Source organism: Selenomonas sputigena (assembly GCF_026015965.1).
In the GTDB taxonomy this organism is placed as follows: Bacteria; Bacillota; Negativicutes; order Selenomonadales; family Selenomonadaceae; genus Selenomonas.
The window spans coordinates 2,405,627-2,430,099 of the sequence record NZ_CP110383.1 but is presented as its reverse complement, the minus strand read 5'-3'; the positions used below and the strand labels follow the sequence as shown (position 1 = coordinate 2,430,099).

Sequence of the window (24,473 nt, the reverse complement as noted above, 5' to 3'; positions counted from 1 at the left end):
AAAGGGAGGGCTTCTCCTTTGGACATCAAGGTCGTGGCGTACTTTTTGGGGCGCATCGCGCAGGCCGAAGGGCTGATTTTCCTCGTGCCGCTTGCCGTTTCCCTGTGGTACGCCGAATCCTCTCGCTTGCCGCTCTTCGCTACAGCCCTCTTGAGTGCAGCGGCGGGCACGGCGCTTCGCCGCGCAGGAAAAGAGCCGGGCGAACGTCTGACGCTTCGCGAGGGCATCGCCATCACGGGCGGCGGCTGGCTTCTGGCGACCTTCCTCGGCATGCTGCCGTACCTTCTGGGCGGCTATCTCGGCTACCTCGACGGCGTCTTTGAGAGCATATCGGGCTTCACGGGCACGGGCGCGACCGTCGTCGAAGACATCGAGGCCCTGCCTCAGGGCGTGCTCCTTTGGCGAAGCCTCACGCATTGGCTTGGCGGCCTCGGCATCATCGTCATCTTCATCGCTCTTTTGCCCGCGACGGGGCAGAGCGCCATCACGATGTACAACGCCGAATCGAGCGCCCAGGGTTCGGAGCGCGTCCTGCCGCGCCTCAAGAACCTCACGAGCGTACTCTTTCGCATCTACGTCGTCCTGACGGGCGCGGCGTTTCTCGCCTTCTTCGCCTGCGGCATGAGTGCGCTCGACGCCGTCAACCATGCGATGTCGACGATCGGCACGGGCGGCTTCTCGACGTACAACGCGAGCGCCGCGCATTTCAAGAGTCCTGCCATCGAGCTATGGATGTCGCTCTTCATGTTCATCGCGGGCGGCAGCTTCGGGCTCTACTACCGGGTTTACAAGAAAGGGCCACAGGTGCTGTGGCGCAACTCCGAGTTCAAGGCGTACCTCGGCATCGTCGGCGGCGCCGTGCTGCTCATCGCGGCGAATCTTTTCTACCGAGGGCTTTACAACGTGCCCGACGCTTTGCGCTTCGCGCTCTTTCAGGCGACGTCGCTCTCGACGACGGGCTTCGTCTCCGCCGACTACGAACTTTGGCCAGGCTTTTCCAAAGGCATCCTGATTCTCCTCATGCTCACGGGCGGCTGCGTCGGCTCGACGGCGGCGGGACTGAAGATCGCGCGCATCCTCGTGCTCTTTCGCATGGTGCGCACGATCATTCTGGAGAAGCTTCACCCGCGCGTCACGACGCCCGTGCGCATCAACGGCGCGAGCGTCGACGAGGCGACACTCCACCGCACGGCGGTCTTCTTCTTCCTCTACGTCCTTGCCATCGCCTTTTTCGCCGTACTCATGACGGCGGACAACATCAAGACCTTCGACGCCATCGGCATCAGCGTAACGACCGTCGGCTGCGTCGGCCCTGCCTTCGGCATTGCGGGCGCGACGGAGAACTACGCGGGACTATCCGACTTCACGAAGGGCATCCTGTGCTTCGCCATGCTGCTCGGCCGGCTCGAATTCTTCACGCTGCTCGTCATGCTCTACCCGTCGTTCTGGCGGTCGAAGAAGAATTGGTGACGACGGAACAATATTATTGAAGAAACCTTGATCTTGTATCTCACGAGGACAGGCTCGCACAGCGATTTGTTTTAGCAAAAGGAGTGACCATCCATGGAAAGCAAAATCGCAAAACTGATCCATCTGAAAAACCAACCCGTAGCAGTGCTTCATGCCGATGCAGCGCCTGAGAACGCCGTGCAGTTCAAGGAAGGCGTCAGGGGATGCTCGGTCGCCTTGCTTGTGACCGCAAGCAAGGGAAAGACGGCCGTTTTTGCTGAAAAGACGACCGCCTGTCTCGGTGCGAAGACGGGATTGGGCTTTCAGGATTACCCGCACGGTTGGATCGAATACTTCCTCTCAACGGGAGGCGAGCATATCGGCAGAGAAGGCGAGTTCTACAAGAAAACTCCGGAATTGGCGCGGGACTTCATCGAGAACATCAAGCGTCATGACGGTAAGCCCTATGTCGTCTGTAAGCCCTTGCGAGATGTCCTGCCCGATGAGCGCCCGCTCGCAGTGATCTTCCTCGTCAATGCCGATCAGATCTCGGTTCTTGCTACGCTCGCGAACTACGACAAGAGGACGCAGGACAACGTCAAGCTGCTCTTCGGTGCGGGATGCGCCCAGGCGGTGCTCTATCCGGTGACCGAGGAGCAGGACGGCGGCAAGAGCTGCTTCATCGGGCTGACCGATCCTTCGGCGAGGAAGTGCATCCCGAAGGATATGCTTTCTTTTGGGATACCGTACAGCCGCTTCCTGGAGATGGAGCGTGAGGCGGAGGGAAGCTTCCTCACGAAGGAGACGTGGCGGAAGATTTCGATGCGTCTATAGGAGGCAAAATGACCTGCGCCTGAACAATCCTTTCCAGCGCTTTCGGCTCGATGTCCTGCAGATATATCCATCGCCCGGCTCTTTTCGCTTCGGCGACGGACGCATCGACCTTTTGATAGTAGTCTTTCACTTCTTCGTAGTAGGCGAGCCACGCATCTTCCATATCTTCTTCGTTGAAGATGTGCCACTTGCACCAGCCGGAAAGCTCCGGATGCTTTTCGGCGATCAGCGCGAAGCACGCTTGATTGTCCTTGATGACCTGCGCCTGTCGGCGTTCGTCCGTGCTCGTCGATATGCCGCTGCCGTACTCGTACCAGATGAGGTTGTGATTCCAGAAGCCGATGTCGATGCCGTCGGCGATCATGAGGGTGTAGGCGCGGTCTTCGAGATGAACCGCCTTGCCCAGCAGGGGCTTCGTGTACTGCATGAGAAGCTTGCGGCGCGTCATGAAGGCGGCGCCGATCGGGTAATCCTGACATAGAAGATGCGCCCTTCTTGCTGCGGCGAAATCGTTCCTTTCATACGGTTCTAAATTCCGCGGGTGCATTTCATCCAATATATGATACTGCCCGCCCTCTTCACGATAATAGCAGGCGCGTCCGAAGGCGGCCGGATACCCGCTCTCTTCCATGAAACGGAACATGTCGGCCAATACATGGTCGCTGTACAGGTAATCGCCAGGAGAGATGTTCTTGATGTACTTCCCTCGTGCATGGGAAAAAGCGCGGTATACATTGCGCACGACACCTTGATTTTTGGGTGCTTGAAGAATCTTGTAGGCTGTGAATCCCTTAGAAGCGAGATCGTCTTCGATGGCCTTCCTCGGGAAATCTTCCGAGCCGTCATCGGCGATGACGATCTCGAACGAGCAGCCCTTCTGCTCAACGACGGAGGCGAGCGTCCTTTTGAGCTTCAGAAAATCCGACCGATAGGTGAGAATGCAGACGGACACATCGAAATGCGCATCGTCCCCGCGTGCTTCGTCACGGGAAAAGATCGCCGCATCGCCGCCGTAAAGGATTCGCGGCTGCGTTTCGAGGCGGTTCAAGAGACGCAGCGAACGCTCTTCTCTCGTGAGGATCAAGACGTCCGCCAGACGAAGCGCGGCAGAAGACAGCGCCGCCTCACCCTCGAAGGTCAGTACCGCCGGCGCGTCGTCGCCGAGCGCGTCAAGCGCTTGACTGAACTGCGCCAGCGGCTCTTGAGCGCCTTCTGCGGCGGACAAGTCAAGCAGCAGCGCCACGTTGTCTGCCGCGCAAAAGATTTTGACGTATCGCTCGAATACCGTGCGCCATACAGTTTCCGGCGCCTGGAAGTCCGGCAGGAAATAGTAGAGCCGTATGCCTTCTTTTTTCAGGTTTTGAAGAGTTTCTATCATTTTGATTCCTTTCCCTGCAGGTTTGCCGCTCATGCAAGACTTTCTGACTTCCATCGTAATCCATGCAGCGGCAGAAAGCAAGGGCGAAGTCAAAGGAGGATCTATGCAAAGCGTCATCTTGAAGAGCCGACTGCTGCGGCTTTACGATCATTTTGCAGCCGAGGGCGATGCGGCGAGCGCCCGCAAGGTACGCCAGCTTGCCGAAAAGCTCGTGCGCGGCGAATTCGGCGTCGCTTTCTGCGGTCATTTTTCGGCGGGCAAGTCGCGCATGATCAACCGCCTCCTCGGCGCGATGCTCCTGCCGTCGAGTCCCATACCGACGAGCGCGAACCTCGTCTACGTCAGACACGGCGAAGAGTACGCCGAGGCACGCTTTAGAGACGGCAAGCCGCGCCGCTACCTCGCGCCCTACGACTACGACCTCGTGAAATCGTTCTGCCGCGACGGAACGGCGATCGAGAGCATCGAGATCTCGACGGCGGCCGCATCTCTTCCTGCGGGCGTCGTGCTCATGGATACGCCGGGCATCGACTCGACCGACGCCGCGCACCGCCTGGCGACGGAGGAGGCAATCCACCTCGCCGACCTCATCTTCTACGTCATGGACTACAACCATGTGCAGTCGGAGGAGAGTTTTCTCTTCACGAAATCGCTGACGGAAGCGGGAAAGCGCGTCGCGCTCGTCATCAACCAGATCGACAAGCACCGCGAGGAAGAGCTTTCCTTCGCCGCGTTTGCTGCCGGCGTCAAGGACGCGTTCGCCGCATGGGGCGTCGCGCCCGAGGCGGTCTTCTTCACCTCGATGAAGGACGAGTCGCACGCGCACAACGACTTCAAGGCGATGCAGGCCTTCCTGCGCGATGCGCTCGAAAATCGTGCGGCGGCACTCGAAGAATCGATCGCCCGCTCTCTCGAAAAGATCTGCGCCGATGCCGTAAGCCGCGAGGAAAAAGCAGAGGAAAAAGGGCTTGCCGACGCCCGCCGCGTGCTCGAACCTCTGTCGGTCGCGGAGCGCGACGCGCTCTGGGCGGGCAGCCGCGCCTTGGAACAGGAGGCGCAGAGTCTGCGTGAGGACGGACGCGCCGCCTTCAACGAAGGGATCGAAAAGATCCTCGCCAGCGCCTACATGATGCCGTACGAGGTGCGCGAACTGGCGCGTCTCTACCTCGAAGCCTCCTCGCCCGGCTTCAAGGTCGGCTTCTTTGGGCGCGGCAAGAAGACGGCGGCGGAGCGTGCTGCCCGCCGCGAGCGCCTGTGGCAGGCTCTCGCGGAGAAGGTGCGGCTGCAGGTCGATTGGCACATCGCAACGTATCTGAAGGATTTTGCGCGCGACCGACACATCGAGGGCGGGGCGGCCGCCGCCTTCGCCGAGAATTTCACGGCTCTGCCTGAAGAAGATGTGCTGGAAAAGAATCAAAAAGAAGGCGCGAGCACGAGCTACGACGGCAGCTATGTGCTGAACTACACGGCCGCGCTCGAAAAGGCGGTCAAAGAGTGCGCGCGCTCGCGTCTCGCCGCCGTCGGAGACGATCTCCTCTCACGCATGGAGGAGCGGAACGGCGTGCGCCTCGCCGCCATCGAGGCAGAGCTTTCGGGCATGGCCGAAGAAGTCGCAGCGCTCTTCGCCGTGCGGCAGGCGAAGAAGCGCGTCCAGGCGAAGCGGGAAGCCTTGGCGAAGCTTCTCGCGAGCGAGGAACGCACGGACACGACAGACGCTGCGCTCTTCACGCTCGCGCCTCAGGCGGTCGAGATCGTAGAGGGCGACGGCACGCCGAGCGCGGCGGACAACGCGGCAGGGCGCGCGGTGCAAAAGGACGCGCCGGCCGAGGCTGCGTCTCTGGCGGCGGAAGCGGAGGAAATGCAGGCGGGCGCTGCCGCTTTGCCTGCCGATGACGCCGCGCGGGCAGACCTTGCGGCATGGGCGCCGCGCCTTCGCCGCGCGGGCGAACTCGTCGCGGACGTGCCGGGGCTTTCGCGGCTCGCCGAAGAGCTCTCCCTGCGTGCCGAGCGGCTCGAAGGGCACGGCTATCTCGTGACGCTCTTCGGCGCGTTCAGCGCGGGCAAGTCGTCCTTTGCGAATGCGCTCCTCGGCGAGAACCTTCTGCCCGTCTCGCCGAACCCGACGACCGCCGTCATACAGAAGATCCTGCCCGTGACGAAGGAAAAGCCGCACGGCACGGTGCGCGTCCACCTGAAGGACGAAGCGATGCTGCTCGCCGATCTGAACCGCGCCCTTGCGCCCTTCGAGCGCGAGGCGAAGGCTCTCGCGGAAGCGCCCGCGCTCGTCGAGGACGTGCTGACGCGCGCGAGCGACCTGCGCCAGCAGCAGGCCTTCCTGCGCGCCTACGAGAAGGGACGCGCGATGTTCGAGGGCAAGGCGGGCGCGTGGCTCGACTGCACGCTCGAAGACTTCTCCGCCTACGCGGTCGACGAGGACAAGGCATGCTTCGTCGAGGAGATCGAGATCTATAGCGACTGCGACCTCACGCGTCGGGGCGTCACGCTCGTCGACACGCCGGGCGCCGACTCCATCAACGCGCGTCACACCGACCTCTCCTTCCGCTTCATCCGCCAATCCGACGCCATCCTCTTCGTCACGTATTACAACCACGCCTTTTCCCATGCCGACAGCGAATTCCTCGTGCAGCTCGGGCGCGTCAAGGACGCCTTCGAGATGGACAAGATGTTCTTCATCGTCAACGCCATCGACCTCGCTGAGAGCGAGGAGGACGCGAGCGACGTGCTCGCCTATGTGCGCGCGAACCTCTCGCGCTTCGGCATCAAGAGGCCGCGCCTTCATGCCGTATCGAGCCTTGCGATCCTCAAGGAAAAGCTCGCGGGCGAGCATCGCGGCACGCAGTTCGAGAACGCTTTCCACCACTTCATTTTCCACGACCTCGCAGGCCTTGCCGTACGCGCCGCCGAAGGCGACTATGCGCGTGCCCAAACGCTCTTGAGCCGCCTCATCGAAGAGAGCGAGGAAAGCGCCGAGAAGAAGGCCGAGCGGCGCGAATCGCTCGAAAAGAACGCGGCGCGGGCGAAGGACATTCTCGAAAAAGAGAGCAGCGAAGGCATCGAAAAACGCGCCGCGCAGGAGCAGGCGGAGCTTCTCTATTACGTCGCGGAGCGCGTCTTCCTGCGCTATGAGGACATGTTCCGCCTGAGTTTCAACGCCGCGACGCTCGGCCGCGAGCACGGCAAAGCGAGTCTCCAAAAGGCGATGAAGGAGCTTCTCGCGAGCCTCGGCTTCGACCTCGCGCAGGAGATGCGTGCGACCGCCGTGCGCTTGGAGCGCTTCCTCGCCAAGCGCGGCAAAGAACTGCAGGAGACGCTCGCAAAGACGCTCTCCGAGGGCGAGCGCGACTTCTCCTTCGGCGTGGAAGCGACGGAGTTTGACTTTGACCTCTCGTTTCCGACGGCGTTCGCCGACGTCGAGCCGCAGGTCTTCGCCAAGGAACTTGCGCTCTTCAAGAGCCCCGCACAGTTCTTCGAAAAGGGCGGCAGCAAGATCATGGCGGAATCGCTCAAGGAAAGGCTTCGCCCCATGGTCAGCGCCTATCTCGAAAGAGAGGGCGCACGCCTCGAAGAGCGCGTGCTTTCGGGCAGCCGCGCCGTATTCGAGGCGGCGCTCGCCCATGTGCAAAGGGAAGCGCAAGGCTACTACGAAGGTCACCGCGCCGCTCTGGCGGGCGGGCTTTCGGCGGCGAAACTGCGAGAGATCCGCGCGAAGCTCTGAGAAGGTGCGCGGCTCGTTTCGTGCAAAGCCCGCAGAAGATGCGAACATTCGCAAGGAGGTGACAGTATGGCCAAGAAGGCAGTCCTGCTGATCCTCGCCGCCCTCGCGCTCCTTTTTGCAGGCTGCGGCGATGAGAAAGGCTTCATCGACTTTGCGCGTCATGCGGCCGCGCCTGCCGCACCTGCTGCAGAGCGCCCGCTCGTCATCGCCTTCGCGCCTGTCATGAGTCCCGAGGAGACGCGCCGCCCCTATGAACGTATGACCGCCTACCTCGCCGAGAAGCTCGGCCGCCCCGTCACCATGGTACAGAAGCGCGGCGCGGCCGAGCTTGATCAACTCGTCGCGGCGGGCGAAGCCGACGTCGCCTTCCTCTCGACGGGCGCTTATACGGCGTACCGCGGCCACGAGCCGATCGAACTTCTCGCCATGGTCGAGACGAAGGGCACGATCCTCTACCGCACCTTCGTCATCGTCGCCGCCGACAGCGAAATCGAGGACTTCGCCTCGCTCAAAGGACGCGTCTTCGCCTTCGTCGATCCGCTCAGTCATTCGGGCAGGCTCGCCGTCGATTACCGCCTGCTCGAAGAAGGGCTGACGCCCGAGCAGTATTTCGGGCGCATCTTCTACACGCACCACCACGACAAGTCGATCTGGGCGGTCGCCAACCACCTCGCCGATGGAGCGAGCATCGACAACCAGATCTATGAGCATATCGAGCAGACGAATCCGCAGCTCGCCGCGAAGGTGCGCATCATCGATGAGCTTGCCGTCGCTCCGACCGGCCCCGTCGTCGTGCGGCAGAACCTCGCGCCCGAGGAAAAGGAGCAGCTTCGCCGCATCTTCTATGAGATGGCGGACGACGAAGCCATGCGTCCCGTGCTGCAGTCGGCGGTCATCGACCGCTTCGTGCCGCCCGACGGCGGGCTTTACGAGCCTCTGCGGCAGAAGTTTCTCGCGCACGAGCGCCTTTCGGGAGAGTGACATGGAAAAGCAAAGCCTGACCGTCCGCTTCAACATCCTCCTCGTCGGCAGCGTGCTGCTCTGCGGACTCCTGCTCGGCGCGTTCTTCCTCGTGACCCTGCGGGCGACGCTGATCGAAGGGCTGAACCGCTCGGGGCGCGAGATCGCCTCGGCGCTCGGCGCGGTCATCGCGAGCGACATCCTCCTCGACGACCGCTTCACGATTTCCGACCAGTTGGAGCGCACGCTGGAAAAGAATCCCGAGGTGCGCTACATCCTCGTGACGTACCCCGACGGGCGCATCCTCGCGAGCACCTTCGCCGATGGCCTGCCCGAAGGACTGCTGCCGCTTCGTGAAAAGGACGATTTGGAGCCGCATATTTACAGCAGCACCGATGGGCCGATCCGCGAGATCCTCTATCCGATCGACGACGGCATCACGGGCTATCTGCGCATCGGCCTCACCGAGCGCGAGGCGCGCGCCCTCGTCGAGCGGCGCGGCTTCGAGCTTTTCCTCGTGCTTCTCGCGCTCGCGCTCCTCGCGACGTTCCTCGCGACGCGCTACGCGAAGCTCTTCGGCGCATTGCAGCAGAAGGAACGGCTTCGCCTCTGGCTCATCGGCCAGCTCTTCTCGGCGCGTGAGGACGAGAGGCGGCGCATCTCGCGCGAGCTGCATGACGAAACGAGCCAGTCGATGGCGTCGATCCTCGCCTATCTGCGCATCCTGCACGGCAAGCTCGCGACGCCCGAGCAGCGGGAACTGCTGCAGGAGGCGCGGGAACTGACGAGCGAGGCGCTGCAGGGCCTGAAGCAGCTCGCCGTCGATCTTCATCCGCCGCTCCTCGAAGACCTCGGCCTCCTCGTTGCCATTGAGAAGTACATCGACACCCTGCGCCGCACGCACGAAGATCTGACCGTGCGATGGGAGACGCAAGGCGATTTCACAGGACTTGACCGCACGCTCGCACTCGTCATCTATCGCTCCGTACAGGAGGGGCTGACGAACATCGTGCGCCACGCACACGCACGTGAGGCGAGCGTGAAGCTTCGCGCGACGGCAAAGGAAGTATGCGTGGAAATCGCCGACGACGGCGTGGGCTTCGAGAAGGACACGGCGGAGAGGGCGCGTCTCGACCGCCACCTCGGCCTCGTGAGCATGAAAGAGCGCGCCGAGCTTCTCGAAGGCAGCTTCTCCGTCGAGAGTGCGCCAGGCGCGGGCACGCGCCTTTTCCTGTGCCTGCCGCGCAAGAAGGGAGGAGAAACGTGATGGAAAACAAGAAAGAACCGCTGCGCATCCTGCTCGCCGACGATCATCGCGTGCTGCGCAAAGGTCTGTCGCTGCTTCTCTCGTCCGAGGAAGATTTCAGCGTCGTCGCCGAAGCGTCCGACGGCGAGGAAGCGCTCGAAAAGGCGGCCAAGACTCCCGTCGACATCGCGCTCCTCGACCTCTCGATGCCGCGCATGGGCGGCCTTGAGTGCCTGCGCCGCCTCAAGGCGATGCAGCCCGCCGTGCGCGTCCTCATCCTCACGATGCACAGCGAGCGCCAGTACGTCTGCGAGTGCCTGCGTGCGGGCGCGAACGGCTATTTGTGCAAGGACACGCTCGACGCCGAGCTTTTCCGCGCCCTGCGCACCGTCGCCGCAGGAGGGCGCTACCTCGGCGAGCGCGAGGCGGAGCTTCTGATCGACGGCGCGCTCGAAGAGCCTGAAGAGCCCGCCGCGCTTTCCGCCAGGGAGCGCGAAGTCCTCGAACTCATCGTGCACGGCTACTCGCTCTCGACCATCGCCGACAAGCTCTACCTGTCGATCAAGACCGTATCCACCTACAAGACGCGCCTCCTGCAGAAGCTCGACTGCACGCAGAACTCGGAACTCGTCGACTACGCGCTCAGGCACAATATATTGGGGAAGAAATGAAAAAGGCTGTGCATACGTCGGATTCGACGATGCGCAGCCTTTTTATATATCTTGAAGTATCGTATCATGTACGCTCAATCCTTGACGAGTGCGGCATACTTCGCACGTTCGTCCACAGGAATCTGCAGTACGTCCATCGCCTTTTCCAGTGAAATGCCCATATTTTTCATCATATTGCGAATAGAAGAAGCCAATCCTTCAGCCAATCCTTCAGCTTTTCCTTCAGCTTTTCCTTCCTTAAAGCCTTCTTTTCGCTCCTCCATCATCTTCATCGCGAAAGTCATGTAGCTCACCCTCTCTTCGTTCTCTTCCTTGATCCTCCGAATCTCCTCGTCGATTGCCCGCACGAGGGGATCATTGCATACGATACCGTTCACATAGTCGAGAAATGCCTTGATGCTTTCATCCACATCGTTCAGCGTGCCCTTGGCGTTCAGGAATATCTTCGCTGCGTCGTCGGATAACTCAAGTGTCTTGTCCTCTGCACAGAAGTTGCGGAAAGTGTAGATATGCCGCCCTTTGCCGAAAGGATCGAACGGGCAGATGAAAATGATGATGGTCTTGTTCAGGTCGTCATAATCAGCACCTGTCTCCAGAAGGTCGGCATCGATCATCGACTGGTAGTAGCGCGTGCGCCTTTTTATATTATACCATGAGACTCGCATACAAAAAAGAGCCGCCGCACAGAATCCTGTGCAGCGGCTCCGCTGTTCGTTCCAGCTTAGAAGAAGTATTCGACGCGGGCGAAACCTTTCTTCTGCCCGGTTTTTCCTTCAGGCTCTGCCGAGTAGATCTGATCGCCGTCAAAGTAGATGAGCGTGCCGACGATGTTCTTGGCAAAGGTGTACTCTGCACCGACTTCCCAGCCCTTCGTGTTCCACATTGCACCGTCGAAGGTCGGGGCGAGCACCGAGCCACCACCGAGGTAACGGTATGCGAGGTGGAGGCCGAACGTACGCGGATTCTCCGGCTCTGCCCCCTTGTAGGCAAGCTCGATATTGTAGGATTTCAGATGCTCGTTCTTGACCTCGGCGGACTCATCGCTCGTGTTCTTCCAATAGCCGCCCGAAAGAGCGACCGTGCTCTCGGGACGCCACTTCATGCCAAGACCCCAAGTCGACGTTGCGTCCGATCCAGCGAAGTTATCCTTGGTCTTCATACGCATGTAGTCGGCACCAACGTGGAACTTCTCCGACGGATTCCAGTTGAGGTTCACTATCTGCACGTTCGCCCAAGTCCTGCCAGTGAAGCCCCTCTCCCGTGCTTCTTTCACCTCGTCACCCAAGGCGGAATGTGCGAGGTCGTAGCGTCCCACGAAGAGCGTGCCTGAGAACGGCTGCTCCGCACCGAAGGTCACGGCAGCGCCGGACAAATCGTCGTCGATGAGGACGCCCTGCTCCGTAAAGACGGGCAGCTTGCCGGCATCGATGACCGTCGTGCCGTATGTGCCTTCAGCGTAGGCTTGCTTGAGCGATACTTTGCTGTCATGGTCTTCATCCGACGAATCCGTACTGGGATTCCAAGCGGCGTCGAGGCGAGCCTTGACCTTCCAATGGTCGTTGACCGTGGCCTCCGGCTCCAAGCGGAAGAGAAGTTCATGGTTCGTCTGCGCACCGCCTTCATACTTACCCATGAATTCTCCGCCTGTCTTCTCATACGTATAGCGCAGCTCGCCCGTCCACTTGACGTTGTCGACGCGGTCTTCGAGATTCGCGACGCGCACGCCAAGGTTGTTCAGCTCTTCGCTGAATTCAGCGGCGAGGCGGTCGATCATCGCCTTCTGCTGGGCATTGACCTGGTCTTCCTTCGCCATGGCTTTGGCGACCATCTGCGCCATCTCGTAGCGCGTGATCTCGTTCTGTCCGCGATACGTGCCGTCGCCGTAGCCCTCGATGACGCCGTCATCGGCGAGCTGTGCGACTGCGTCGTACGCCCAATGATCGGCAGGGACGTCGCTGAACGGGTTCGCCGCCGCAAAGGTCGTCGAGGCCGCGCCGACGACGAGTGCCGTCGTCAAGGCGGCTGTCAGAGACTTCTTCATGAAAAACTCCTCCTTTGAAATAGGGGAATCACTGATACATTCAGCTACCCATCTTCACACATCTGGGCGACCTCATTTTATCAGCGCTTCCTAGATGGAAATGAACTGTGGTCAGACCATCCAAGGGGGAGCTTCCGAGTATCCACGTTCCCTCAAGAATATCCCCGCTTGCAGTCTGCTCGTTGATAATGATAACATATCTTGCTGGGGGGGCAAGCAAAACATGAAAAAGATTCATATTCTATCCTGAAGTCCCAAACTATGTCGAAGATGCGACCGATGGAGCAGATTTTGGCAAGATGTGCGGCTGAGTACCCTTCCAATAAAATAACAGCAGCCCCCGACGCTGCTTTTTCAACGTCGGGGGCTGCTGCCGTGTGTCCGATCCTCACTCGGAGATCGCGGACGCCCCGCTCTCCCCTGCCTGCATTTCCGTCTCGTAGTCCGTGACGCCCCGCGCGATGGCGCGTGCGAAAACGTCGGCCTTCTCCGTGAGCAGCTGCGCCTCGGGCAGATAGTCGATGAACGCCATCTCGACGAGGACGGCGGGCATCGCCGTCGCGTGCAGTACGATGAGTTCAGGGCACTCCTTGACGCCGCGATCGGTCGTGCCGAGCGACGTCGTGATCTGCCAGCCGATGGCGCGCGCGAGTCTTTCCGCCCTCGTGCCGCGCTCATAGATGAGCGTCTCCGTGCCGTGCGCCTCGCCGTCCGCCGCGTTGCAGTGCAGGCTGATGAAGATGTCGGCGCACCACTTGTTCGCCTCGTCCGTCACGGCGGCATTCCAGCGCTCAAGATGGCGGCTCTCCCAAGCGAGATTGTCGCTCTGCATGAGGAACACCTCGATGCCGACAAGCTCCAGATAGAGCTTCACGCGCTCGCCGATGTCGGCGGCGACGTCGCACTCTCGAAGCCCCAGCTCCGCATTGACGGCGCCGCTGTCGTACAGAAGGTCGTGCCCCGGATTCAAAAATACACGCATTTTCCCCACTCCTTTTCTCATGGCATCTTTCGACACTTTTATCCGACGAAAGTTTCTTCTTGCGTCTCGCGGGCATACATGCAGCAGAAAAGGAGGATATATCTCCCTCCTGTGCAAAAAGTTTCTTAGGTCTTTTCTTCGTATATAAGATGTAGAATCGTCCTATATATTCTTCCCTAAAGAACCTTTTCCAGAAATTGTTTTTTAACGATAGAGCAAGAAAGGAGAAGAATTGTGGCACGAGTCTTTGCTTATGGAACACTGGTAGCACCAAGGCGATGGCTTGCATCCATCAGCGCTTCCCGAAGAAACCCATCCGAGAAAATCGGAAGAGAAAGGTTGGTGTATCATGGGCTTCTTTCAGAAAGAGAAAGCCACAGCCATGCCCGCCGCTGCACAATCCCAGGGAGCGGCGGACGACATTCGGAGATTGGAGCAATATCTGAAGACGCTTGCCTCGGGCAAGCTCGAAACCCCGCCGCCCCAGGTGAGGGATGCCTCCCTGCAGCCCTTGGCGGCAGCTCTGCAGGCTTTCGCCGCACAGCAGGAACAGCAGGCGCACGACATCACGCTGATGCTGAACAACAGCCTCGCAAGCCAGATTCATGCCTCCATCATGCTCAACAAGCTGTCCTTCAACTTAACGGACATCGCGAGCGGAGTGCAGGAAGTCATGAGCGTCATACGCACTCTGGCGGAGTCGATCAACGACATCGCCTCCATGTCGACCGAGATCGCCGATCAGACGAATTCGGGACAGACTACGATGAATGCAGCAGGCGAGACGATCATGGAGATGTCTGCCGGCAACAAGGTCGTCGGCGAGAGCATCAGCCTCATGGTGCAGCGCATGGAGAAGCTGACGAGTTCGACGGCGAACATCAACACGCTCGTGGCGACGGTCAACGGCATTTCCGAGCAGACGAACCTGCTCGCCCTCAACGCCTCCATCGAGGCGGCACGTGCGGGCGAACACGGGCGCGGCTTCGCCGTCGTCGCTGAAGAAGTCCGAAAGCTCGCCGTACAGTCGAAAGAGTCGGTCGAGGAGATCCGCGCCCAGCTCACGTCGATCCAAAGCGAGGTCAAGAACCTCGGCGGGCAATTCGACTCGATGGACGAAACCTTCACGAAGAATTCGGAGAACATAGAGGCGACGGAGCAGCAGGCAGGCGCAATCCGCGACACCTTCACGGACATCAGTACGGCGATGGAAAAGCTCGCGCCGTTCGCAGAGCAGCAGTCGGCGTCTTTCGAGGAGATGACGGCGTCGCTGAATCAGGCGGTAGACAACATGCACACGGCGAAGAACGAGTCAAAAGAATGCAACACAGGGCTCTTCCATGTGCTCATGGAATCGAGCACCGTGCGCACGAACTTCCTCAAGAACGGCCTCTCGCTCACCTCGAATGAGCTCCTAGACCTCGCCAGGACCGACCATCTGATCTGGTTCGCGCGCATCAACCAGATGCTCCTCGGCAACCTGCAGCTCAACTCCGCCGATGTCATTAACCATGAAACATGCCGCCTCGGTCAATGGTATTCGGGCGAAGGGCGCACAAAGTACGGCGGCACGCCTGTATTTGAAAATCTCGACGCGTCGCACGCACGCTTCCACAAGCTCTGCGCCGAAGCCATCGACGCCTACAACAGTCACAACGAATACAAGGTGCGAAGCCTCCTGCCGGAAATCGAAAGCGTTTCTGAAGAAGTCCTAGGCGCCTTGGATCAACTGAAGGCCATGTGACCGTATACAGAAAGAGCCGCCCTCTGGAAGCATTCTCGCTTCCAGAGGGCGGCTCTGCTATTTCCCGTAATTTACGCTTCGTCCTGCGGCTTCGCGTTCCAGACGAGGAGTGCGAGCAGCGTCGAGAGGAGCGCTGCGCCAACCCAGAATTCGGTGGCATAGCCGAAGTCGTAGATCTTCTCGCCGCCGACGGTCGTGATCGTCATGAGCTTGCCCGTGACGAACTCCTGGATCGCGGCGCCCGCGTAAGACAGGAGACCGATCATGCCCATCGCCGCGCCCGTGACGCGCTTCGGCACGATGTCGACTGCCATGAGACCGCCCATGTAGCAGACGAGCGCACCCATCGTGAAGCCGTAGAAGGTCATGCAGAAGAGGTCCATGTAGAACGACTGCGGCGCCCAGACGAAGCCCGCGATCGAAGCCGTGTAGAGAAGACCGTAGATGAGCGCCGGCATGTTGCGCTTCGAGTGGAAGAAGCGGTCGGAGATCCAGCCGCAGAGAAGTGCGCCGAAGATGCCCGCGACCTGCATGTACGCCATGACGCCCGCCGCACCCATGATGTCGTAGCCCTTATGACTCGTCAGATAGACGACGCCCCAGCTCTCGACCGCGTAGCGTGCGATGTAAACGCAAAGAGATGAGAGACCGAGAATCCAGACGGCGGGGTTCTTGACGACGGCGTTCCACTGCATCGAGCCGACGGAGCGCGTCTTTTCCTCATCGACCTGCGCCTGCGTCTTCTCGCCGTAGAGAACAGCGCCATTCGGCAAGCCGCGCGTCTCGGGACGGTCGCTCATGCCGAGGTAGATGAAGATGGTGCCGACGAGCGAGATGAGGCCGGCCGCGATGAAGCCCATCGACCAGCTGTAGGCACTGACGATGGCCGCGATCGCGAAGTAGGCGAACGACGAGCCGAGGTTGTGGCTCGTGAACCAGACGCCGTAAAGCGTGCCGCGCATACGGTTGCTGAACCATTGGTTCAAGGAGACAATCGACGGCCCTGCGCCGTAGGACTGGAACCAGCCGTTGATGCCCCAGAGCACGGCGAGCGGCACGAACGAGTTCACGAGACCCATCGCCGCCATCGTCACGGACGACATGAAGAGACCGAAGGCGAAGAACCGCTTGTTGTTCATGCGGTCGGCGAGGAAGCTGTTCGTGAACTTGCCAAGACCGTACGTTACGAAGAAGATCGAACCGATGATGCCGACCTGCGTGGGATCGACCGCGCCCGACGCCAGGAGCGGCTTCTTGATGACGGAATAGCTCTGACGGATGATGTAGTAGAAGGCGTAGCCGATCGTGATGGAAGCGAAGACGCGCCAACGCAGGCTGTAGAAGATGCTCTTCGCCTTCTCCGCATCCTGCATGGGCGGCGCATCCGGCGCCGTGAGGAAAATTTTGTTGAGGAAAGCAAGCATGAATGAATCTCCTTTCTTGGAATCGAAATGTTCTTGCTCAGTATTATTTCATATAGAGAACGGGAAAAGTAGCGGAAAAAATCTGATTTTCTTGTAGGAATTCTGCTGACACAACAAAAAGCCCCCAAGACTTCCAGCTTGAGGGCTCTTCTCGTATCTTACACGGTATCGTTACAACTTTCCTGCTGCTTGCAGCACATCCGGCTGACGGTAGGCAATCCGTCACCGCCCCAGAAGCCGCGCCTGCTCTTCGAGTCGGGCGACGCGCTCGGCGGTCGCGGGGTGCGTGGAGAAGAGGTTCACGAAGGCCTGGCGCGAGCCGGCGAGAGGGTTGACGATGAAGAGGCCGCTCGTCGCAGGCTGCGCCTCGGCCTCGCGCATCGGCGGCATGGACTGTACCGTGCCGGAGATCTTTTCGAGCGCCCGCGCGAGATAGCGCGGATTGCCGCAGATCTCGCCGCCCGACTTGTCGGCGTCGTACTCTCTAGAGCGCGAGATCGCGAGCTGAATGAGCGTCGCCGCGAGCGGTGCGACGAGGACGGCGAGAAGCGTGCCGACGATGCCGCCTGCGCCCTCGTCGTCGTCCGAGCGGCCGAAGATCGCGCTCCACTGCGCCATGTAGGCAAGCATGGAAATCGCGCTGCCCATAGCGGCGGCAATCGTCGAGATCAGGGTGTCGCGGTGCTTGATGTGCGAAAGCTCATGCGCGAGCACGCCCGAAAGCTCCTCGCGGCTCAACATGCCGACGATACCGCGCGTGACGGCGACGGCGGCGTGTGAAGGACTGCGCCCCGTCGCAAAGGCGTTCGGCGTCATAGATTCGACCAGACAGACCTTCGGCATGGGCAGACCCGCGCGCGCGGCAAGATCTGCCACAAGATGATAAAGCTCGGGCGCTTCCCTCTCCGTCAGCGGGCGCGCGCCGTACATGCGGAGCACGATGCTGTCGCTGAACCAATAGGAGAAGAAATTCATCGCCAAAGAGACGACGAACATCAGCATCGCGCCGCCCTTGCCGCCGATCGCGCCGCCCAAGACGACGAGAAGGATCATCATGAGCGCCATCAAGATCGTTGTTTTTATCGTATTCATAGAGAAGACTCTCCTTTCCCTATACGAAAAAGACCCCACCCCGGCTACGGGACAAGGTCTCGCTTGCATATATGCCGCGCACCGTGCGTCCGGCGGACGCCGCAGAATCGCGGCTGCTCCTCTGGAAGATATAGGAAGCGCTGATAAAATGAGGTCGCCCAGATATGTGAAGACGGGGGCTGAATTTATCAGAGATTCCCATAGGACTATTATAGCAGAGGAGCAGGATCCTGACAAGCTGTTTTCGTCAATCCGTCACATATCGGTACGCGCCTCATGCTCGGCTTTGCCCGTGACGAGTTCAGCGGCACAGTGCTTGACGACCAGAAGCGCGAGCGTCATCAGTGCGAGCGCGAGGAGGAGCTGCAGCCCGTCGACCAAGAAGACGAAACCACCGTTCATAAGCTTGCCGATGATGCCATAGACGCTCATGACGAGCGCCGACATCGTGACGAGGAACATGAAGGTCATGGGGACGTAGAGCATCCAGCCCTTGCGTTCCGTCGTGCGCAGGAAGACGGCGATGGAGATGAGGACGAGGGATGCGAGCAGCTGGTTCGCCGCACCGAAGAGCGGCCAGATGCTCATGTAGCCCGCGAGGCACAGCAGATAGCCGAGAGCGAGCGTGATTGCCGTCGCGACGTACTTGTTGCGCAGGAGCTTCGCGGCAGCGCCTTCCGCCTCGCCCTCCGACGGGGCGAGAAGCTCCTGGAAGGACATGCGTCCGATGCGTGCGACGGAATCGATCGTCGTCATGGCGAGCGCCGAGACGCACATCGTCATGATGCAGGCGGCGACATGCTTCGGCAGACCGAACTCCACGAAGAATCCCGAGACAGCGCCCGCGAAGATCTGGAACGGCGTGCCGTCCGGCAGATGCTCGCCCGTCGCCGCCGAGCAGACGATGACGAGGGCGACGACGCCGAGAAGCGATTCGACGAGCATGGCGCCGTAGCCAACGGGCAGCATGTCGCGCTCGTTCTCGATGGATTTCGAGCTTGTGCCTGAAGAAACGAGGCTGTGGAAGCCCGAGACAGCGCCGCAGGCAATCGTGATGAAGAGGATTGGAAAGAGCGACTGCCCCTTGACCTCGAAGGCAACGAAGGCGGGCATCTCGATGACAGGATTGGTGATGAGCACGCCGAGGACGGCGCCCGCGACCATGCCGAGGAGCAGGAAGACGCTCAGGTAGTCACGCGGCTGCATCAAGAACCACATGGGCAGGACGGCGGCGATGAAGCAGTAGGCAAAGACGACGTAGCGCCAAACCGTCGCATCAAAGTAGAGCGGATAAGAAATACCGACGGCGAGCATGGCGACGATGAGCGCGATGGCGACAAAAAACTTCACTGCGCCCGATGGCTTCATGCGGCGGATGAAAAGTCCGAAGCCCATCGCCACGAAGATGTAGAGCATCGAGATCGAGGCCGCCGCTGCATTCGGTACGGCGAGGCTGCCGTCCTTGCCGAAGCCGTTGAACGTGTTCGCGACGATGTCGGCGAAGGCGGCGATGACGAGCAGCGTGAAGAGCCAGCAAAACAGCAGGAAGAGACGGCGCCCCGTCTTGCCGATGTACTGTTCGATGAGCATGCCCATCGAGCGCCCTTCGTTGCGCACCGACGCATAGAGCGCACTGAAATCCTGCACCGCGCCGAAGAAGACGCCGCCGACAAGCAGCCAGAGGAACGCCGGAAGCCAGCCGAACATGGCGGCGATGATGGGGCCCGTGACGGGGCCTGCGCCCGTGATGGAGGAAAATTGATGCGCAAAGACGGTGAAGCGCGAGGCAGGCGCGTAGTCCTGCCCATCCTCGAATCTCTGCGCCGGCGTCGCGGCGGTTTCGTCGATGCCCCACGTTTTCACGAGCCACCGTCCGTAGATAGTGTAGGCGGCGAGAAAGACAGCGATGGCGCACCCGACAAGCATCAGTGCATTCATGATGAATCCTTCTTTCCTAAAAAATGAATGAATAGGTATGAAGGATAATATAGCACGCTTTGCCTTATGTGTCAACTTGTAAAGTGTCAACTTGTAAACTTTCCCAGTAGATATCAAAATCAACGATTCTTCTTAACATTCCCACCTTTACAATCTTCTTCCCTTTGCGGTATAATCAAAACGTAATATTTCTTCTGTTGGGGAGGTATGGATGAATCCAGCAATTCCCCGGAAAGGAGGTTTTCGCTGTCATGAAAGACGAAATTTTCGGTGTACTCCAACGCGTCGGACGCAGCTTCATGCTGCCCGTCGCCATCCTGCCGATCGCTGGCATACTCTTGGGGCTCGGCGCGTCGTTCACGAACGCCACGACCATCGAGACGTACGGACTTACCGCCGTACTCGGTGCAGGAACGCCGCTTCACGCGCTTCTCTCCATCATGGCGAGCGCGGGCAGCACGATCTTCGGCAATCTGCCGATCATCTTCGCCGTCGGCGTCGCCATCGGCATGGCGAAGGCGGAGAAGGAGGTCGCGGCGCTTTCTGCCATGATTGCCTTCTTCGTCATGCACACAGCGTGCAACGCCATGCTGAAAATCGGCGGCCAGATCCTTGCGGACGGAACGATCGCGCCCTCGGTGCTCGAAGGCACGATCGCGCCGAGCTGCGGTATCCTCTCGTTTCAGATGGGCGTCTTCGGCGGCATCATCGTCGGCATCGGCGTCGCTTGGCTGCACAACAAGTACCACAAGATCGTGCTGCCGAACGCGCTGTCGTTCTTCGGCGGCTCACGCTTCGTGCCCATCATCTCGACGATCGTCTTCCTCTTCGTCGGCATCGCCATGTACTTCGTCTGGCCGCTCGCCCAGCAGGGCATCTTCGCGCTCGGCGGCCTCGTGACGGGCACGGGCTACATCGGCACGCTGATCTTCGGCATCATCAAGCGCGCTCTGATCCCCTTTGGCCTGCACCACGTCTTCTATCTGCCGTTCTGGCAGACGGGCGTCGGCGGCTCGATGATGATCGACGGCCAGCTCGTCCAGGGCGGTCAGAACATCTTCTTCGCCCAGCTCGCTTCGCCCGATGTCACGCATTTCAGCTCGGATGCGACGCGCTACTTCTCGGGCGAGTTCATCTTCATGATCTTCGGCCTGCCGGGCGCGGCGCTCGCTATGTACCGCTGTGCGCGTCCCGAGAAGAAGAAGGTCGCGGGCGGCCTCTTGCTCTCGGCGGCTCTGACCTCGATGCTCACGGGCATCACCGAGCCGATCGAGTTCTCCTTCCTCTTCGTCGCACCCGCGCTCTTCGCCGTGCAGGTCGCGCTCGCAGGCGCCGCCTACATGATCGCGCACATCCTCAACATCGCCGTCGGCCTGACATTCTCGGGCGGTCTCCTCGACCTCTTCATCTTCGGCATCCTGCAGGGAGAGGCGAAGACGGGCTGGATGTACATCATTCCCGTCGGTGTCGTCTACTTCTTCCTCTACTACTTCATCTTCTCGTGGATGATCCGCCACTTCGACTTCAAGACGCCGGGCCGCGAGGACGACGACGAGGAGACGAAGCTCTATTCGAAGGCTGACTACCAGGCGCAGCAAGGCGCGGCGGGAGCAGCGTCCGGCGCGGGCGCATCCGATGCCAAGAGCGCGGCAATCGCGCGCGGCCTTGGCAGCAAGAGGAACATCACTTCCGTCGACTGCTGCGCGACGCGCCTTCGCTGCTCGGTCGCGGATTCCTCACTCGTCAACGAGAAGCTCTTAAAGGCGACGGGCGCCGTCGGCGTCATCGTCAAGGGCACGGGCGTGCAGGTCATCTATGGCCCGCAGGTCGCCGTCATCAAGTCGAATCTTGAGACGTACCTCGAAACAGCCCCCGACGTCGAGCCGGAAGCGATGGCCGCTGCAGAGCCGACGGAAAAAGCTTCTGCGACAAACGTGCCTGAGAAAAACACCTCGGCACAAGAGTCGGGCGCGCAGGAAGCGTCTGCCGGTGAAACTGCCGCACACACGCTCTTCACGCCTGTCGCAGGCACGGTGCATCCGATCGAGGAAGCGCCCGACGAGGCATTTGCGGGCAAGATGATGGGCGACGGCTACTTCGTCTACCCGACGGAAGAGACAGTCTACGCGCCCGAGGACGGCGAAGTCGTCTTCGTCTTCGACACGAAGCACGCGATCGGCATGAAGGCCGCTGACGGCACGGAATACCTGCTGCACATCGGCGTCGATACCGTCGCACTCGGCGGGCAGGGCTTCGAGGTCTTCGTCGAAGGCGGACAGAAGGTAAAGAAAGGCGACCGCCTCATGACCTTCGACGACGCCTACATCAAGGAACATGCAAAGTCCGACGCCTGCCTCGTCATCTTCACGGGACTCGGCGAAGGAAGAGCCGTAAACCTCACGAAGACGGGCGAAGCCAAGGCGCTCGACGAGGTCGGCAGCTGCTGAGCCAAATCAAAGATTCACTGAAAGACAAAGGGACGCCGAGCGCTCCCTTCCACGGGCGCGCTTGACATCCATGCACGAAAATCTATAATAGCAAAAGAAAGGTTGGAATCATACGCAAAATACACGAAAAGCCCCGAGGAATCGCATGCGATTCTTCGGGGCTTTTCAATGGCATCAAACTTCCTGCGCTGCGGCGTTCTCTACGGCCTGCTTCACCAACCTGTCGAATTGGCGGCACTCCTCCGGGGAGAAATCCTGCACTAAGATCTTGTACCAGTCATCCATCGTCTTCTTCAACGCCTTCTTCACGGTCTGCGCCTTCTCCGTCGTGCGCAGTACATAGGCGCGGCGATCCTTGTCGCTGACCGTGCGGCTCACATAGCCGGCATGGACGAGTCTCGCCACGGCGCGCGCCGCCGTCGTCTTGTCGATCTTCACCATGTGCGCCAAGGTTTCCTGATTGATTCCCTCATGGTCGAGAAGGTGCAGCAAGAACACATACTGTCCGTTGCCCAGACCATACTTCTTCAACTTCTCGTTAAAGTAACTCTGGCTGTACCGATAGATCAAAGCAATGATCGTTCCCATATCGCTTGGCTGCAAAACAGACCCTCCCCTGCAGTAGGATATAATGCCCATTTCTAAAATTCCACTTTTTCCACATCAGCGAAAAAGCGCTATTTCTAAGTAGTATTATACTACGGTTTTCCAAGAAAATCCACCTTGTCCCACAAAATTTTACCATGAAGCCCCAAGAGGTCAAGCCGAAGGTGCAGACCGATTGGCTAGGCTTCTGTAAGGGCGGCGCACAATGTCCACAAAGTGGACGTTTGTGCGTGTAGTTTACGCTCCTCTAAAATTAGCGTGAAAGTCCAAGAAATCAAACCAAAGACACAGACAGATGGGGCAACTTTGCTTTTACTCCCTATAATTTCAGGTGTTTTCAGCATCAACTTTCATCGCACAAGCATGATCTCCTGGGGTATGCGCGCGTTCCAACGGGTCGGGTACGACAGGAGACTCATAGAGGACGAACGGATCTATATCAATGCACTGCGCCGCATCGCGCGTCCCCGTGACGTCCCATGCCGCCGTGCCGTTCATGACCGTCAGGGCGGCGGTGAAGAATGCGCGCTCTTTGAGGCGCGCGAAGACGCCGCCCTTCTGCACGAGCTTCGCCGCATCGTAGCGGCGCACGGTGCCGTCGTTGAAATACGCATAGATGACATATCCGTCGCCCGGCACGGCCTGCAGCACCTCGGGCATGAATCGGCTGTCCATGATTATCCCCTCCTCATTCACTTGTCCCCATTATATCACATGCCGTTCAAAAGCGGCGAATCCGATACCCTGCGGCCTTCTTGAGGCGGTTCATGATGGCGAGTCCCAAGCCGCTTTCGTCGAGCGCTTCGCCGAGGATGAAGTCAACCTTTTTTTCGTCGAAGGCGCGAAGGGCTTCGTAAAGATGCGCGGCGATGGCACGCACGTCTTTTCTCGCACCGAGACGCACGACAAAGTCTTCTTCCGCCTCGCCTGCAAGCGCCGCCGCTGTCTCATCCGTCACGATGAGGCCGACCGACTTGCCCGCCGCTTCGGCGAGCGCCGCGCGAAAGGCGGCGGGCAAGTCAGCGGGCGGGGCGGCGAGCAAGGTCAGCGGCGCTCGCGGCGCATAGTGCGTGTACTTCATGCCGGGCGCTCGCGGTGCGGCGGCGACCGTATGCACGTCAGCCGTCTCCCCTGCTTCCGCGCCGTTCGCCGCCGCAGGGCACACCGCGCTGACGCTCATCTGCGCCGCACGCTCCTGCGCGGCGAGTCCCGGGTCGAGCCGTACGTCGGCGACGACCTCTTCGAGCATTTCGCGCGTGATGGCGCCGGGACGCAGGATGACGGCAGCCTCGCCCGTCACATCGACGATCGTCGATTCGACGCCGAAGCGACACGGGCCGCCGTCGAGAATCAGCGGGATGCGCCCTGCGAGGTCTTCGAGCACCGCCTCCGCCGTCGTCGGACTCGGCCTGCCCGACGTGTTGGCGCTCGGCGCGGCCAGAGGAAAGCCCGTTGCACGAATCAGGGCGAGCGCGGCGTCATTCTCCGGCATGCGCACGCCGACCGTCGCGAGGCCGCCCGTGATGCGATCGGGCACAGCGGCGCGGCGGCGCAGCACCAAGGTCAGAGGCCCGGGCGCAAATGCCGCCAGAAGATGCTCCGCCATCTCGGGCACGTCGAGCGCCACTTCGTCGAGCATGGCGCGGTGCGCGATGTGCAGGATCAGCGGATTGTCCGAAGGCCGCCCCTTCGCCTCGTAGATCTTCGTGCAGGCGGCGGCGTCGAAGCCGTTCGCGCCGAGTCCGTAGACCGTCTCCGTCGGAAAGGCTACGACCTCGCCCGCACGAAGAAGATGCGCCGCCTCCTCGATGGCGGCTGCTGTCGGCGGCAGAACCTTTGTTGAAAACACAGACATTTCCTCCCCTGTCCGGCGAACCGCACACGCCCTCGCACCTTCCGGAAGCGGTGCGAAAATCACATGCAAA

At 60.4% G+C, this 24,473-nt stretch carries 18 protein-coding genes; 8 read left to right on the top strand and 10 right to left on the bottom strand.

From position 1 onward, the window contains the following. The first annotated feature begins 18 nt into the window (after positions 1–18). Positions 19–1,470: a TrkH family potassium uptake protein gene (locus OL236_RS11595; RefSeq protein ID WP_265070735.1), complete on the top strand. Its 1,452-nt coding sequence runs from the start codon at positions 19–21 to the stop codon at positions 1,468–1,470. Positions 1,471–1,563: 93 nt separating this feature from the next. Next, positions 1,564–2,283, top strand: a complete 720-nt coding sequence (locus tag OL236_RS11590) for a DUF169 domain-containing protein (RefSeq protein ID WP_265070734.1) — start codon at positions 1,564–1,566, stop codon at positions 2,281–2,283. Here the strand turns inward: OL236_RS11590 and OL236_RS11585 are convergent. Next, on the bottom strand, positions 2,243–3,661 hold the full coding sequence (locus tag OL236_RS11585; protein WP_265070733.1) for a glycosyltransferase family 2 protein: 1,419 nt from the start codon (positions 3,659–3,661) through the stop codon (positions 2,243–2,245). The genes OL236_RS11590 and OL236_RS11585 overlap by 41 nt on opposite strands. A gap of 103 nt (positions 3,662–3,764) precedes the next feature. Here OL236_RS11585 and OL236_RS11580 point away from each other — a divergent pair, with 103 nt between their 5' ends. The 4 genes from OL236_RS11580 to OL236_RS11565 all read left to right on the top strand — a co-directional run bounded on the left by OL236_RS11580 (position 3,765) and on the right by OL236_RS11565 (position 10,274). Then, positions 3,765–7,397 (top strand): dynamin family protein, encoded by a 3,633-nt coding sequence (locus tag OL236_RS11580; RefSeq protein ID WP_265070732.1) that lies wholly within the window; start codon positions 3,765–3,767, stop codon positions 7,395–7,397. Between the two features lie 66 nt (positions 7,398–7,463). Next, a complete protein-coding gene (gene phnD, locus OL236_RS11575; protein ID WP_265070731.1) occupies positions 7,464–8,378 on the top strand; it encodes a phosphate/phosphite/phosphonate ABC transporter substrate-binding protein in 915 nt (304 codons plus the stop codon). Position 8,379: 1 nt separating this feature from the next. Beyond that, a complete protein-coding gene (locus OL236_RS11570) occupies positions 8,380–9,624 on the top strand; it encodes an ATP-binding protein (RefSeq protein WP_265070730.1) in 1,245 nt (414 codons plus the stop codon). Next, positions 9,624–10,274: a response regulator transcription factor gene (locus OL236_RS11565; RefSeq protein WP_264917789.1), complete on the top strand. Its 651-nt coding sequence runs from the start codon at positions 9,624–9,626 to the stop codon at positions 10,272–10,274. The genes OL236_RS11570 and OL236_RS11565 overlap by 1 nt, the downstream gene beginning before the upstream one ends. A gap of 74 nt (positions 10,275–10,348) precedes the next feature. Here the strand turns inward: OL236_RS11565 and OL236_RS11560 are convergent, their stop codons facing one another. From OL236_RS11560 to OL236_RS11550, 3 genes are all read right to left on the bottom strand, one after another. Continuing rightward, positions 10,349–10,939, bottom strand: coding sequence for an Rpn family recombination-promoting nuclease/putative transposase (locus tag OL236_RS11560; protein ID WP_413777376.1), 591 nt, complete (start codon positions 10,937–10,939; stop codon positions 10,349–10,351). A gap of 56 nt (positions 10,940–10,995) precedes the next feature. After that, positions 10,996–12,315 (bottom strand): S-layer homology domain-containing protein, encoded by a 1,320-nt coding sequence (locus OL236_RS11555; RefSeq protein WP_265070729.1) that lies wholly within the window; start codon positions 12,313–12,315, stop codon positions 10,996–10,998. A gap of 388 nt (positions 12,316–12,703) precedes the next feature. Next, positions 12,704–13,297, bottom strand: a complete 594-nt coding sequence (locus tag OL236_RS11550; protein WP_265070728.1) for an N-acetylmuramoyl-L-alanine amidase family protein — start codon at positions 13,295–13,297, stop codon at positions 12,704–12,706. Positions 13,298–13,646: 349 nt separating this feature from the next. Here OL236_RS11550 and OL236_RS11545 point away from each other — a divergent pair, with 349 nt between their 5' ends. Next, positions 13,647–15,041 (top strand): methyl-accepting chemotaxis protein, encoded by a 1,395-nt coding sequence (locus OL236_RS11545; protein ID WP_265070727.1) that lies wholly within the window; start codon positions 13,647–13,649, stop codon positions 15,039–15,041. A gap of 71 nt (positions 15,042–15,112) precedes the next feature. Here OL236_RS11545 and OL236_RS11540 read toward each other — a convergent pair whose 3' ends face one another. The 3 genes from OL236_RS11540 to OL236_RS11530 form a co-directional block, all read right to left on the bottom strand. Next, entirely contained in the window at positions 15,113–16,465 is a 1,353-nt protein-coding gene (locus OL236_RS11540) for an MFS transporter (RefSeq protein WP_265070726.1), read from the bottom strand. Between the two features lie 222 nt (positions 16,466–16,687). Further along, positions 16,688–17,557 (bottom strand): zinc metalloprotease HtpX, encoded by an 870-nt coding sequence (htpX, locus tag OL236_RS11535; protein WP_265070725.1) that lies wholly within the window; start codon positions 17,555–17,557, stop codon positions 16,688–16,690. Positions 17,558–17,812: 255 nt separating this feature from the next. After that, complete coding sequence (locus OL236_RS11530; protein WP_265070724.1) at positions 17,813–19,495, bottom strand: carbon starvation protein A; 1,683 nt, start codon at positions 19,493–19,495, stop codon at positions 17,813–17,815. Between the two features lie 251 nt (positions 19,496–19,746). Here OL236_RS11530 and OL236_RS11525 point away from each other — a divergent pair, with 251 nt between their 5' ends. Continuing rightward, complete coding sequence (locus OL236_RS11525; protein ID WP_265070723.1) at positions 19,747–21,942, top strand: PTS transporter subunit IIABC; 2,196 nt, start codon at positions 19,747–19,749, stop codon at positions 21,940–21,942. Between the two features lie 174 nt (positions 21,943–22,116). Here the strand turns inward: OL236_RS11525 and OL236_RS11520 are convergent, their stop codons facing one another. From OL236_RS11520 to OL236_RS11510, 3 genes are all read right to left on the bottom strand, one after another. Then, the gene (locus tag OL236_RS11520) at positions 22,117–22,545 is read right to left on the bottom strand and encodes a MarR family winged helix-turn-helix transcriptional regulator (protein ID WP_265070722.1); all 429 of its coding nucleotides are present in this window, start codon (positions 22,543–22,545) and stop codon (positions 22,117–22,119) included. A gap of 330 nt (positions 22,546–22,875) precedes the next feature. Then, entirely contained in the window at positions 22,876–23,223 is a 348-nt protein-coding gene (locus OL236_RS11515; protein WP_265070721.1) for a DUF2442 domain-containing protein, read from the bottom strand. Positions 23,224–23,269: 46 nt separating this feature from the next. Further along, positions 23,270–24,403 (bottom strand): L-threonylcarbamoyladenylate synthase, encoded by a 1,134-nt coding sequence (locus tag OL236_RS11510; protein ID WP_037369511.1) that lies wholly within the window; start codon positions 24,401–24,403, stop codon positions 23,270–23,272. Positions 24,404–24,473 lie beyond the last annotated feature (70 nt).